Source organism: Azospirillum humicireducens (assembly GCF_001639105.2).
GTDB lineage: Bacteria > Pseudomonadota > Alphaproteobacteria > Azospirillales > Azospirillaceae > Azospirillum > Azospirillum humicireducens.
On the sequence record NZ_CP028905.1, the window covers coordinates 325,983 to 338,983 of the forward strand.

A 13,001-nucleotide genomic window follows, 5' to 3' on the forward strand; every position below is an offset into this window, starting at 1 on the left:
CCCCCGGCCTCTCCGGGTGCGGCGATGCCGTCCCGGCCACCGAACGGATTGAAGGGGGAATGCGCTGGAGACGATCCTGCCGCCGGTCACCTGGAGGGGCATTTTTCATTTCATCGCCCGCTGACGTGGTGGAGGAGCGGCGTCGTGCCGCGCTGGTGATCCGTTGGCTATGGCGCCGTGCGTTTACTATGAAACGCACGGCGCCATAGCTTTTCGTTTGATGATCGGCTTTGCGATTCAAATCGATTCCGATTTTATGCGATCCGATCTAAAGCGGGAGTTTGCACGGTTCTTCGATCTGTCGGCGGTGCTGTGGGAATACGAGCCGATGCTCGCCTCCGGACACTTCCAGGATATCATCGAGTGCGCTTCTCCCACGGGGGGAGCAGTTCGAAGAGCGCGCGCAGTGGCAGACCCTTCAGACGTTCTGGGAGCGGCATTGCGCCGTGGATGGCGCGTTCAAGCTGGCATTCAACAGCTTCGACACGCTCGATGGCTTCGAGGCGGTACTGGAGGAGCAGCTGCGCGCCCTGTTGCGCCGCTGGCTGCCGGAACCGGCCGTATCGGCGGGACCGCGCGCCATCACTTGGCGTGACGGTTCGCCGTTTCGCGGACTGGAGGGGTTCGAACCGCGCCATGCCGCCATTTTCTTTCGGCCGCGGGCTGGTGGAGCGCGAAGTCACCGAGGCGCTGGTCCGTGCCGCCGACGCGGGATGCGCCTTTCCGTTGACTACCGGCGCCTCGGGTTCGGGCAAGTCGTCGCTGACCAAGGCCGGGGTGTTGCCGAATCTGACCGCCCCCGGCGTGGCGGCCGGGGTGGAAAGCTGGCGTCACGTCCTGTTTCGACCTGGGCAGGCGCCGTCCGAGCTCTGGGTTCTGACAAATGCGGCCCATGCCGCGATGTTCCTCGGCACCATCGAGGCCAGCCTGGAGCGTCATCGCCGTTATCGTGCTGCCAAGGTCAACGACGCTCAAACTTGGGTGGAGGCGGTCAGGGACGGTTTTGCCGAGTTCCGGAAGGCGGGGCTCTCCAACCCGGCGATGGCCGAGTGTCGGCTTGGCGGTGAAAGCCGAATTCGGCCGGCCATCGCTCAAAAAGGGTGAATCGGACGACATCTGCCCGATTTCAGCTCCCTCATAGTTCCTTTGTCAGCAGCCGCTACAAAGGAGAAAACGATGGACTTCCTCTTCCAAGGGCGCGTCGAGGCCGATCCGTACCACGGCGTCGAGGCCGATCCGTACCACGGCGTCGAGGCCGATCCGTACCACGGCGTCGAGGCCGATCCGTACCATGGCGTCGAGACCGAATAGCCAATACTGGAATCGGCACTCAGGAGAATAGAAGCACAGTTCTCCGGTCTATTCACTCACGAACCTTGAAGGAACCCGGAAAATGTCTGTCGAACAATATAAGGGATATACCTTCCGCTATGTCCAGGACAACAAGGCACCTGGCAAGATCAAGGTCTATGTCGAGCAGCAGCCCAGCTACGGCAATCGTGACACGTCCGTCAGCATCATTCATCGCTGGTCGGGTGAGAATGGTTCCCCGCCTTACATCTGCTTCAAGGACGAATACAAGCCCTCCACCCTTGCCAATGCGCAGCGCTTGGCTCGGGGCTGGGCGGACAAGACCGACGTCTACATCCGCACGGGTGTGTCGATCAGCGATCAAATCAGCCGTTAGACGAACATGCGGTCAGCCGGGTGCGAGACGCTGCAGGCGTCTCGCATCGGCATCACCAAGCAAAAGGGGCTTCGAGCGATGCACGACTTTTCGTCTGACACCGACCAGATCCGTCTTCAGCGCGATGCGAAGACAGAGCCGAACACGGATCTCCAGGCTACCAAGGCCGTGCCGTACGGCTCCCCCCAGAACAAAGCCATCGACGCCTATCGGCGCGCCGGGGCAACGGCACCGTCTGCCGTTCCTTCGGAAGAGTCGCCCAGCGCCGCAGAGCGACCGGTCGAGACCGCCCCGGTGGATGGGGATGGCTTCGAGCATTCCGCCGGGACGGTCGCCGATCCTGTGGTTCGCGACGAGGCCGAACAGCCCCGCCACAATGTCGAGACCAGCGGGTGGAGCGGTTCCGGTTCCCTGAAGAAGACCGCCCGGCCGGCGTCGCGGCAGCCCGTTTGGCAGGGGGCGAAGGCCCGGCCGCCAGAGTCCCGGCCGTCGCATCGCCCCTTCGATCCCTGGGAGGAAAAGCGCCAGCGTGCACCCAAGATCCCGCCTGCGTCCGAGTTGATTTCGTCGATGCGGATGCATCGGCACGTCTACGAGGCGATCAGGAACACCATCGGCCGGCATCCCGCGGAACAGGGCGGAATGCTGTTGAGCGCCACCGGCGACTATACGATTACGGACTACGTCTACGACGCCTCGGCTGCGACCACCGGCGCCGCCTACAATCCCAACACCGATTTCCTGAACCGGGCGCTGATCGGACGCGAGAACCAGTTCTGCGGCATCGTGCACAGCCATCCACCCGGCTTCCGCCGTCTGTCAGGGCAGGACGAGCGGGCGGCCTGGTCGAATTTGACCTCTCCGCACAACCCGCAACTGCGCGCCTACCTGATGCCCCTGGTCATGACAATTCCCGATACCGGCCGCTTCGAACTGCTGCCGTTTATCGTGACGTGTCATCCACATGGCAACGGCGAGGTCAAGGTCCGGTCCGTCGATCTGGAAATTCTCGAATAAGGGGGACACGATCATGCATGTCATCGACCCTGCCGTGCTCGGCGAGCTTAACGAACGCTACAGCCGCGTCAGCGGCAACGTCGAATTCGAGCTGCTGCTCGGGACGACGCTGGTGGTGATCGGAACGGGCGCCTCTGGAGGAATGATCGAGTCTTTCGTCCGCCTCGGCGTGAAGCGCCTGCATCTCTTCGACCTCGATTGGGTCGAAGCCAAGAATTTGGCTGTCCAGAACTTCCGCCACCAGGACATCGGCCTGCCGAAAACCCAGGCACTCAAGCGTCGATTGGAGGAATGCGAGTTCGAGAAGGACAATCCCGCCATTCCCGCGTTGAAGGTCATCACCCACGGCGATTTTCTGGCCGTGAGCGACGATGAGCTGAGCACGCTCATCTCGGAGGAGCGCCGGGAAGGGCGGCAGGTGATCTTCATCATGGCCAGTGATTTCCATCCCGTGCAGGCCCGCGGCAGCCGCATCGCTCTCGCTTTCGACGTGCCGGTCTTCTGGGTCGGCATCTATCGCCGGGGAATGGCCGGCGAGATCGTCTTCTACGAGAACGGCCAGGAGAACGGCCGGAAGCTCCCATGCTACCGCTGCATCGTGGCGGAGCGGTACGCACATTGGGACAGCCATCATTTGGCCGACCATGTCGCCGGCGTCGTCAAGACGGGGGCGGGCCGTTCGGTCGGCTTGCCGATGGCGGCAACCTTCATCGACGCCATTCTCAGCCATCTCGTGATCGGCGCGATCCACAAGGATGTGCCGGACAACCCGCACGGGGCGCTCTATCGCCGTCTGCTTGCGGAAAAGCGCAATTTCATCCAGACGCAGCTGGATCCGACCTACCGGCTTGGTGACGAGGATATCTTCGCTGGCGTCAGCGGGCGGGACGTCGTGACGTTCAACACGATCTTCCAGCAGGAAACGCCGAAGCCCGATTGTCCCGACTGCGGGCGCACGTCCGGTTCCATCGCCCGCCTGCGCGGATGGCGGGCCACCGACTACACGCGCGAGGTGGAGGCGGCGCTTTTCTAGGCAGGATCGGCGGGATCGGGCCGTCAGCGACCAGATCCCGGAGACCTGGCTTCAAGGCTCCACTCCTCCCAGCGATCCCGCTCGCACCCGCGCCGGCAATCCCGCTCGGGTATGGCTCCCGACCAACGGACAGGTTTCGATCATGTCGACGGAAGACTTTGCAAGCTGCCGGTTCCGCTACGTCCACGATCCCGAAACGAACGGGCGGATCCGCATTTATCTCGAAGAGGCTCCTTTTCACGCGGCCATGATGCAGGAACCCGCCGCTTACGGGCTGGAGCGGGCAGGCAGCCATCCGCCCTTTCTCGCCTTCGGGGCCGCGGCAAAACCGGACAACATCGCCGATGCGCGCAGACGGGCGCAGGCCTGGGCCGAAGCGCACGGTCGGCCGGTGCAGGAACAAGCGCCGCGGGCGGCATCGGTTCCGCCGAACTCCCGGACGGACATGGCGGTCGATCTCGACGAGATCAAGCGCCTCCGGCGTCCCCGCGCCGCGGTCGATGCGGCCACCCTGTACGACGAGATACGCGATCGGGTCCGCGGCCAGGACGATGCCGTCGCCGCGATGGCCGACGAGGTTGCGCGGCACGTCGCGAAGATCCAGCCCCGGCGCCCCCTGTCGCTGTTCATGGTCGGCCCCACCGGCGTCGGCAAGACCCTGTCTGCCCGCTGTCTCGCCGACGCCCTTTCCCGCCAATGCGGAAGCGACTATGGGTGGTTGCGGATCGATATGTGCGAGTATCAGGAGAGTTATCGGATCAGCCAACTGCTCGGCTCGCCGCAGGGCTATGTCGGACATGGCGACGGGGCGCAGTTGACCGATGCGCTCCGCCGGAATCCGCGCACCGTCGTCTTGTTCGACGAGATCGAAAAGGCCCATCCGTCCATCTTCAAGACGCTCATGAACGCGATGGATGCCGGCCGGCTTTCGACCCCGGCATCCCATGATGGCGACTGGGAGATCGACTGCCGACAGGCCATCTTCTGTTTCACCAGCAATCTCGGGGCTGCCGGGATTCTTGAGGATCTGCGCCGTCAGAATGGCGCCGGCGATCCGCAGGCCATTGACGGGATCTGCCGCAATCGGCTGCGGTCCGGACAGTTGCCGTCGGAGCTGATCGGCCGGATTACCCGCTTCCTGCCGTTCCAGGCCATCGGGGAAGATGTTCGAGCCGCGGTGATCGCGCTTTCCATTCGGGACTTGGGGAGCGAGTACGACCTGGATGTCGTTCGGATCGAACCGGAAGCGATTGCTCTGGTTCTGGCCGAGGCGCAGGACAACGTCTTCGGCGCGCGGCCGGACGAGTATCTGGTCGATCGGTTGCTTGGGCTGGCTTTCGCTGCCGCCCAGAAACGCGGGAACAGAGCGGTTGCGGTGGCTGTCCGCAACGGAAACCCGATCGTGGAGCCCGAATCGCCGGCATGACCCCTGGCTGGGCTATGGGGTGGCCGGCACTCCCGGCATTCCTAAGGCACGAAGTCTCGATCCTATTATAGCGTCACGGTTGCGGATGCGAAATCTTGACCCTATCCTGGCGGCGCCGGTTCTCGATCGGTGTCACTGATGCGCAGACCTTTCCGGCATCCGGCATAATTTCGCGATGGAGCTGGAAAATTGGCCGATCGGAAAGCAGAGCCCGCTTGGAAGAGATTGGGGCGGAAGGAGCAGGAAACAGTTATCTGCTCCTGCCCCCTCTTCGCGGGGATGGAGACGTCGGCGATCAAGATGCTGGATGCCGCCGCCGTCATGGAACGCCGCGACGAGGGGGAGCCGATCTACAGGGAGGGCGACTGTGGCGATGAGGACAAGTCCGAGAGGGAGGATTGGCTCTACATCATCATTCGGGGTGTCGTCGCCTTGGGAATTGCAGCGCCTGACGGGGAAAGGCGAGACGCTGAAAAGCGCCTCGATTTTGACTGGGCCGGCCCTGGCGAGGTCTTCGGCGAGCTGGAGGTCATCGGCAATGTCCCTCTGCAACCGCGCCAGTCGGACGCTGTCGCCCTGACCGATACGGTGTTCGTCAAGATCAAGGGACGGGCGGTGCGCGCCATCCTGGCGAGCGACGACACCGGACTCGTGTCCGCGCTTCTGACCCTCGTGGCAAAGCGGCAAGGACGCATGCTCGCCGCGCTGAAGAAAACCGCCTTCGTCGGGTTGGTCGAGATACGCTTGGCAGCGTCGCTGATGGAGCAAGCCAAGCGCTATGGAACGCCGCAGGGAACGGCTTTGATCCATCCGTCCCGCAAACTCACCCAAGAGCGTCTTGGGGCAATGGTGGGGGCGGATCGTCGCAGCGTGATGGCCGCCCTCCAGCTTTGGACCGGGCTGGGCATTGTCCATCTTCAGCACAGGGGCCGGTTGACGATCGCCGATTCCCGCCGTCTTGCGGCGATCGCCGCCTTGCAGTCGGGACAGCGGCAGAGTTGGGAGCCGGAGCCGCTGCTTTGCGAAATCGACGCCGAGCTGGCCAGTGGCCGCAATGTCGTTGCCCACCAATTGGCCCAAGCGGCCCTGGAGCGGGTCGGTTCACGCCATCGGCTGGCGTTTCAGCATCGCGTGGTCCTGGCGACGGCACGATCGGGAGCCTTTGCGGAGGCTTTGAAAAGACTGCGCAGCCATGGTCTGGACCACCGTCATCCAGACATGGACATCGCCGCTCTCGAACCACGCATTCTCAAGGATCGCTGCCTTGCCACGACCGACCCGGAGCAGCGGCAACGGTTCGCTCTCGAATCCGCCCGTCTTTACGAGGCGATTGCCAAGGGCGGAGGCAATCACTATCCGGCGATCAATGCGGCCACCATGTTTCTTCTCGGCGGGGACCGTTCCGCCGCCGAGAGGTGGGCGCGATGGGTTCTCGAAACGACACCGCCCGCATGTCACTTGTTTTTCGATCGGGCAAGCCGTGCCGAAGCCCATCTGATTCTCGGTCAGCTTAAACAGGCTGCCGACGGCTATGCACGGGCGGTGACCGCGCCCGACGCCACCCCAGGGCCTGTTTCGACGTGCCGTCGACAGATCCGAATGATCGGCGAGGTTCTGGGCATCGACATCGCCCCTGTGTTGGACAAGGCTGTCCAGGGGAGCGTCCTTCACTTCAGCGGTCATCCGGTCTTTCCGGATCCGCCAGGGGAAGTGGCAACCGTTGCGCAGGAGATCGGGCAGCACCTGGAATTGCTGAACGTGCGTTGGGCCTTCGGTTCGCTCGCCGGGAGCAGCGAAATCCTCTTTGCCGAAGCGATGCTGGATCGGCAGGTCGAACTGACCGTCGTGCTGCCTTGCGAGGTCCAGGAGTTCATCAAGCGGTCGATAGAGCCTGGCGGCGCATCCTGGATCACCCGCTTCCACCATTGTCTGGATGGCGCACAGCGGATCATTGTTCTGCCGTGGCGCCGTTTGCCGCCAGAGCTCGCCAATAGCTGGACCGACCGGGTTGCCATGGGGCTGGCGCTGCATCGTGCCCGCGAAATGGTGGCGCCGGTCCATCAGCTTGCCGCCGTAAGCCAGGGGTCGGTCGAACGGGGACGAACCGCTCTCGTAATGTCGCAATGGCAGGCTTTGGGACAGGACAGCCGTATCGTCTCCTGCCCTTGGCAGCAGCCGGTGCCGGACCATACGCCGCTTGCCCCGGTGCCGATTCCGGCGCTTTTGCTGCTCGAAACGGTGCAGCCCTCCGGAGGCCTTCCGTCCGAGGCTGGACCGGATGCGGATGGATCGGCGACTTTGCTCGGCATCGTCACGGGATTGGCCTCTGCCGCCACCGCCCAGGGCGGTCGGATCTGGCTCTTCGCCAATGTGACGGATGCGTTCGAGGCGATGGTCGCGCTGCGGCGGGTGCTTGTGCCGGCGTTCGAGAGCGGGAACGGATCGTACCGGCTTTTGCTGGACCTTGCATCCGATGCACTCGACCGTCCGCACGATGAGATCATCGGGAACAGCGAACTGGTCCGAAGTCGGCCGATGACACCCGCCGGAAGCGTCGCTGCGACCGAAGCATTCATGATCGAAAGCGCTCTTGTCGGCGGCAGACGCTGGCAGAGTTTTCATATCGGATGCGTACCGGTCAGGGGGGAGGGGCGACCCGTTCCCATGTATCGGCTTGGCGGCGAGGGCGAAGACGACCCGCAGCGATGAGAGGAGCGCGCGACGGATGTCGGCACTGCAGGTGCGATGGATCGGCCTCCCGCCTGTTCAGCAGGCTTTGGGATGCTGCCATGTCCGGTGTCGCGGTCGAGGACCCGCTGGGGCTTTGGTCTCATACCAGCGGTCATTGATGATGANGCGGCCGTCGCCGGCTGCGGGGCTTTGGGCCGGGGCGGGAGTCAGCACAATAATACATGAAAATATAACATGATTTCATCAAAGTAATATTGAGTGCGTTGCCGGCCCGTCGCCCCCGTTTTCCCCCTCGCTCCGGGCATGCAACCTGCCAGCCTTTGACGGGGCCGCGCGGAGCGCTATGGCAGCGCCGATACCACCAGGAGACCGAGATAGATGCCGATGAACAGGCCCAGCACGATGCCGTAGTCGGCTTCGGTCATCGGGTTGGAATCGGGGTCGAACTGCCGCATGGATACGCCTTCTGCGCCGTTTGTCCTGCCTGGATAACAGTTGACGGGCTGGCGGCGTTGCGACATCGGCGGGGATCGGGGGCAGGCGGCATCCGAGGCCGGTTCCTGCGGACCGGCCCCATCGCCCCGGTTCAGGTGGGGATCAGGTGGAGGAGCTTTTCGCCTCGCCGGTGATGGCGGGCTTCGTCGGCATATCCTCGGCAAGCGCGCGGTAGGCCAGCCCGCCCGCCAGTCCGCCGGCCAGCGGGGCGATCCAGAACAGCCAGAGCTGCTGCAGCGCCCATCCGCCGACCACCAGCGCCGGGCCGGTGCTGCGCGCCGGGTTCACCGACGTGTTGGTGACCGGGATGCCGATCAGGTGGATGAGGGTGAGCGCCATGCCGATGGCCAGCGGCGCGAAGCCGGCCGGCGCCCGCCGGTCGGTGGAGCCCAGGATCACCAGCACGAAGAAGAAGGTCAGCACCAGCTCGATCGCCAGGGCCGAGGTGATGCTGTACTGGCCGGGCGAATGCGCCTCGTACCCGTTGGCGGCGAGCCCGTTGACGGCCAGGCTGTAGTCGGCCTTTCCGGTGGCGATGACATAGAGGGTCAGGGCCGCCGCGAAGGCCCCGACCAGCTGGGCCAACACATAGGGCAGGATGTCCTTGGCCGGAAACCGCCCGCCGGCCCACAGCCCGACCGTCACCGCCGGGTTCAGGTGGCAGCCGGAGATGTGGCCGATGGAATAGGCCATGGTCAGGACGGTGAGCCCGAAGGCGAGCGATACGCCGAGCAGCCCGATCCCGACCTGCGGAAAGGCGGCGGCCAGCACGGCACTGCCGCAGCCGCCGAAGACCAGCCAGAACGTCCCGAGAAACTCAGCCGAGCTGCGCCTTATCATACCCATGCCAACCTCCCACTGCTGTCACGGTTGACGAAGCCCGGCCATCGCCGGGACGACGACGAGCATAAACCCACCCCGGCAAGGGGGGAGTTCGCGCGTTAGGACAGGGGGATGCGCCAGAAGAACAGGAGGGGCGGCACGACTTCGATCTGCTGCACAAGCCCTGCGCCGTTGACGACGTGTCGCGTGTGCTGCGCCGGTTGACAGGACGGCGCCTGTGGCGGAAAGAGCTGGAGATCGCCGGCGACACCACCCGAGATGCTGACGGGGCCGGATCTGCCTGCCGACGATCTTGGGGGCCCTTGCTCCGGAGACCTTCGGTGTCGATGGGATCGCCCATCGAGAGCGAAGCGGCCTCACAAACCGGCCGCCTGGGTCAGATTGATGCGGAAACGGTCACGGCGGCGCTGGTAGCGCCGGGTCATTTCGGCCGAGGCGTGGCCGAGATGACGCTGGACGAAGCGCTCCTCCGCCTCGGCGGCGGTGGCCAGTCCGGCCCGCAGGGAGTGGCCGGCGAAGCGGTGGCGGCGCTCGCCTTCCGGCAGGTCGCCCCGAATGCCGGCGGCCAGGGCGGTCGCCTGCACCAGGCGGGCGACATGCTTGTCGGACAGCCGGTCGGCCAAGGTCTGCTTCCCGTTGCGGGCGATGCGGCGGAACAGCGGCCCATGGGCAATGCGGCCCAACTCCATCCAGCTTTTCAGCGCCGCCACCGGGCAACTCAGCGGCGTGCTGCCCGGCCCGACCTCGACCTCGCGCCAGCCGGTCTTGCCGTGGATGTGCAGGATCAGCCCGCCCTCCAGCACCTCGACCCAGCCGCGGCCATCGGCGGTCTCCCCCGCCCCATGGTCGAGACCGACGATCTCGCTGCGCCGCAGCCCGCCGGCGAAGCCGAGCAGCAGGATGGCGCGGTCGCGCACGCCACGGAGATCGCCGCTCAGGCAGCCGAGCATGCGCAGCAGGTCGGCGGCGAGCAGAGCCTCCTTCTGGATGGGCGGGCGGCCATGGCTGCGGCGGATGCCGGCCAGCACCTCCTTGATGTGCCGATCGCCGCGGTCAAGGGGATGGCCCCGCTGGAGGAAGCTCCAGACCAAGCCGGACAGGCGGCGCTCGACCGTCGCCGCAGAACGCGAGCGGCGGCCCGCCGTTGGCTTCTCGGAAGCGAGATCGGCAAGGTAGAGGCCGATCGCCTGCGGGTTGGGCGGCAGCGGTGAGACGCCGCGGCGCAGGCACCAGGCGCTGTAGTGGCGCCAGTCGGCGGCGTAGGCCCGTTGCGTGTTCTCGGCCTTGGCGTTGCGGGCATAGGCGCGGGCCTTGTCGGCCAGCTCGGACAGGTGATCAAGCGCCTGATCCTGGGAGAGGGCGGGAGCGGGGACGGCGTCCGAGACCATGGCAGGCTGGCATCCTGTCGGTTTTCTCAATGAGCTTAACTTGTAAAGCGTTGATATTCAAATACTTGGCTCGGCAGCAATATGGTCGACCGGGCAAAAGTCACGCAAACTGGACACTGAGCCCGTCGCCGTTCCTATCCCACCTGAAGGGCATTCCCCAGCCTCTGACGCTTGCCCGGCCGTCCGGCAAACGGGGACCAGCTCACCCGAAAGGAAAGGGGCGCCCTTGCGGGCGCCCCTTTCCTTTTACCGCGATGCCCAGGCTCGACCGCCGGATCAACCGAGGTTGATGTCGGAGAGCGAGAGCGGCGTGCTGCCGTTGTACACGCCGAGCAGGCGCACCTCGGTGGCGGCCACCTGGCCGTCGCCGTTGGTGTCGACCACCTGGTAGAGACCCGTGGCAGTGCCGTTGTTGGCCAGAACCAGGGTGCTCGCACCAGCCGACGAGTTCGTCAGCGTACCCAGGGCGTTGCGGAAGTTGGCGAGGTTGGCATCCGACAGGCTGCCGCTGACCGCCGAGGACAGGCTGACCAGTTCGTTGGTCATGCTCACCCCGTTGGTCGCCGCGGTCGCCTGGCTCAGCGAAGCGTCGCCGTTCCGGTCCGCCGTCGTCCGGGCCGCATCCGTCAGCTGCACCTTGTCGGTGCCCGACTGGAAGTTCGACACCGAGATGAAGCCGGTGTTCGCGCCCAGAGCAGCGAGGTCGCTGAAGGACGAGTACACCACCGTATCGGTGCCGCTGCCCGACGCCAGGCTGATGCTGTCGCCAGTACCACCCTGGAAGCGGATCGACCCGCTGGTCACCGTGATCGCATCGGTGCCGAGGCCGCCGATCAGCGTCTCGATGCCCGAGACCGACATGGTCACGCCGGTGTTGCCGGTGGTGATCACGTCGTTGCCAGCACCGCCGACCAGCGTCTCGATGCCGCGCAGCAGGACCGTCGAGCCGCCGTCGCCCAGCGTGACCACATCCGTGGCCGCACCGCCGACGATGATCTCGATGCCGCTCTCGGCCCGCATGGTCACGCCGGTGTCACCCAGCAGGAGCAGGTCGCTGCCCGCACCACCGATCATGGTGTCGATGCCGCGGGTGATGACGGTGTTGCCCGACGCGCCCAGCGTCACGACGTCCGAACCGGTGCCGCCGACCAGGAACTCGACGCCAGACGCCAGCATCGTCGCGCCGGCAGGGCCGGTGAAGACGATGTCGGTGCCGGCACCGCCGGTCAGGGTGTCGATGCCCGACGCCGTGATCGTGTTCGGCGTGTCGCCGAGCGTGATCACGTCGGTGCCGGTGCCACCGGTCAGCGTCTCGATGCCGCGCAGCAGCACCGTCGAGCCGCCGTCGCCGAAGCTGACCATATCCGTGGCCGCACTGCCGACGATGATCTCGATCCCGCTTTCCGCCCGCATGGTGACACCGGTGTCGCCCAGGATCACCAGATCGTTGTCCGTCCCGCCCGACAGGGTCTCGATGCCGCGGACGGTGGCGGTGGACCCGCCCGCCCCCAGGGTGACGACGTCGGTGCCCGTGCCGCCGACCAGGAACTCGATGCCAGAGGCCGTCATCGTCACGCCGGCGGTGCCGGTGAAGACGATGTCGGTGCCGGCACCGCCGGTCAGGGTGTCGATGCCGGTGACGGTGAGCGCATTGGCGGTGTCGCCCAGCGTGATCACGTCGGTGCCGGTCGAACCGATCAGCGTCTCGATCGCACGGGTCAGCAGGGTGGTGCCCGAGGTGCTGATGCTCAGCACGTCGGTGCCCGAGCCGCCGACCAGGACCTCCAGCGCCGAAACCAGCATGGTGGTGCCGGTGTCGCCGATGGTCACCGCGTCGCTGCCGGCGTCTCGATGCCGAGCGCCAGCAGCGTACCGCCGGCGGTGCCGATCGTGATGATGTCGGTGCCCGAGCCGTTGCCGATCAGCGTCTCGATGCCGCGGATCGTGGTGGTGTTGCCGGCCGAACCCAGGGTCAGGACGTCGGTGCCGGTGTTACCGATCACGAAGTCCGCACCCGAGACGGTCAGGGCGCTGCCCGCCGTGCCGGTGAAGATGATCTCCAGCCCCGTGCCGCCGATCACCGTCTCGATGCCGAGCGCCAGCAGCGTACCGCCGGCGGTGCCGATCGTGATGATGTCGGTGCCCGAGCCGTTGCCGATCAGCGTCTCGATGCCCGACACCACCATGGTGTTGCCGGCCGTGCCGAGATTGACGATGTCGGTCGCCGTACCGCCGGTCAGCGTCTCGATCCCGCTGACGAGCAGCGAGTTGAAGGTGTTGCCCAGCGTGACGACGTCGGTGCCGGTCAGGCCCGCCAGCGTCTCGATGCCGCGCACCAGCACCGTGTTGCCGGCCGTACCCAGCGTGACAACGTCGGTGCCGGTCCCGCCGATCAGGATGTCGATCGCCGAAACCAGGGCC

The 13,001-nt window shown here is 65.6% G+C and carries 11 protein-coding genes and 1 pseudogene; 7 read left to right on the top strand and 5 right to left on the bottom strand.

The window, feature by feature from the left end:
* Window positions 1–356 precede the first annotated feature (356 nt).
* Window positions 357–638, bottom strand: a complete 282-nt coding sequence (locus A6A40_RS24380; protein WP_108548461.1) for a hypothetical protein — start codon at window positions 636–638, stop codon at window positions 357–359.
* On the opposite strand from A6A40_RS24380, the gene A6A40_RS24385 reads away from it, so the two are divergent.
* The 7 genes from A6A40_RS24385 to A6A40_RS24410 all read left to right on the top strand — a co-directional run bounded on the left by A6A40_RS24385 (window position 637) and on the right by A6A40_RS24410 (window position 7,872).
* Complete coding sequence (locus A6A40_RS24385; RefSeq protein WP_108548462.1) at window positions 637–1,104, top strand: nSTAND1 domain-containing NTPase; 468 nt, start codon at window positions 637–639, stop codon at window positions 1,102–1,104. The two genes, A6A40_RS24380 and A6A40_RS24385, sit on opposite strands and share 2 nt — an antisense overlap.
* A gap of 72 nt (window positions 1,105–1,176) precedes the next feature.
* Entirely contained in the window at window positions 1,177–1,311 is a 135-nt protein-coding gene (locus A6A40_RS32145) for a hypothetical protein (RefSeq protein WP_257792304.1), read from the top strand.
* Between the two features lie 82 nt (window positions 1,312–1,393).
* A complete protein-coding gene (locus tag A6A40_RS24390) occupies window positions 1,394–1,687 on the top strand; it encodes a hypothetical protein (protein WP_108548463.1) in 294 nt (97 codons plus the stop codon).
* Between the two features lie 78 nt (window positions 1,688–1,765).
* Window positions 1,766–2,704: a Mov34/MPN/PAD-1 family protein gene (locus tag A6A40_RS24395; protein WP_158279369.1), complete on the top strand. Its 939-nt coding sequence runs from the start codon at window positions 1,766–1,768 to the stop codon at window positions 2,702–2,704.
* A gap of 13 nt (window positions 2,705–2,717) precedes the next feature.
* Window positions 2,718–3,737 carry a ThiF family adenylyltransferase gene (locus A6A40_RS24400; RefSeq protein WP_158279370.1) on the top strand — a complete coding sequence of 340 codons (1,020 nt, stop codon included), beginning with the start codon at window positions 2,718–2,720 and terminating at the stop codon, window positions 3,735–3,737.
* Between the two features lie 142 nt (window positions 3,738–3,879).
* Window positions 3,880–5,163: an AAA family ATPase gene (locus A6A40_RS24405; protein ID WP_108548466.1), complete on the top strand. Its 1,284-nt coding sequence runs from the start codon at window positions 3,880–3,882 to the stop codon at window positions 5,161–5,163.
* Window positions 5,164–5,463: 300 nt separating this feature from the next.
* Window positions 5,464–7,872, top strand: a complete 2,409-nt coding sequence (locus tag A6A40_RS24410; RefSeq protein ID WP_158279371.1) for a Crp/Fnr family transcriptional regulator — start codon at window positions 5,464–5,466, stop codon at window positions 7,870–7,872.
* A gap of 579 nt (window positions 7,873–8,451) precedes the next feature.
* On the opposite strand, the gene aqpZ is transcribed toward A6A40_RS24410, so the two are convergent.
* The 4 genes and pseudogenes from aqpZ to A6A40_RS30815 all read right to left on the bottom strand — a co-directional run.
* Window positions 8,452–9,189 (bottom strand): aquaporin Z, encoded by a 738-nt coding sequence (gene aqpZ / locus A6A40_RS24415; protein WP_335645201.1) that lies wholly within the window; start codon window positions 9,187–9,189, stop codon window positions 8,452–8,454.
* Window positions 9,190–9,548: 359 nt separating this feature from the next.
* Window positions 9,549–10,580 carry a tyrosine-type recombinase/integrase gene (locus A6A40_RS24420; RefSeq protein WP_108548469.1) on the bottom strand — a complete coding sequence of 344 codons (1,032 nt, stop codon included), beginning with the start codon at window positions 10,578–10,580 and terminating at the stop codon, window positions 9,549–9,551.
* 276 nt (window positions 10,581–10,856) lie between these two features.
* Entirely contained in the window at window positions 10,857–12,410 is a 1,554-nt protein-coding gene (locus A6A40_RS24425) for a beta strand repeat-containing protein (RefSeq protein ID WP_108548470.1), read from the bottom strand.
* Window positions 12,407–13,001 (bottom strand): annotated as a pseudogene (locus tag A6A40_RS30815) (hypothetical protein); the annotation flags it as partial. The gene A6A40_RS24425 and the pseudogene A6A40_RS30815, both read right to left, overlap by 4 nt.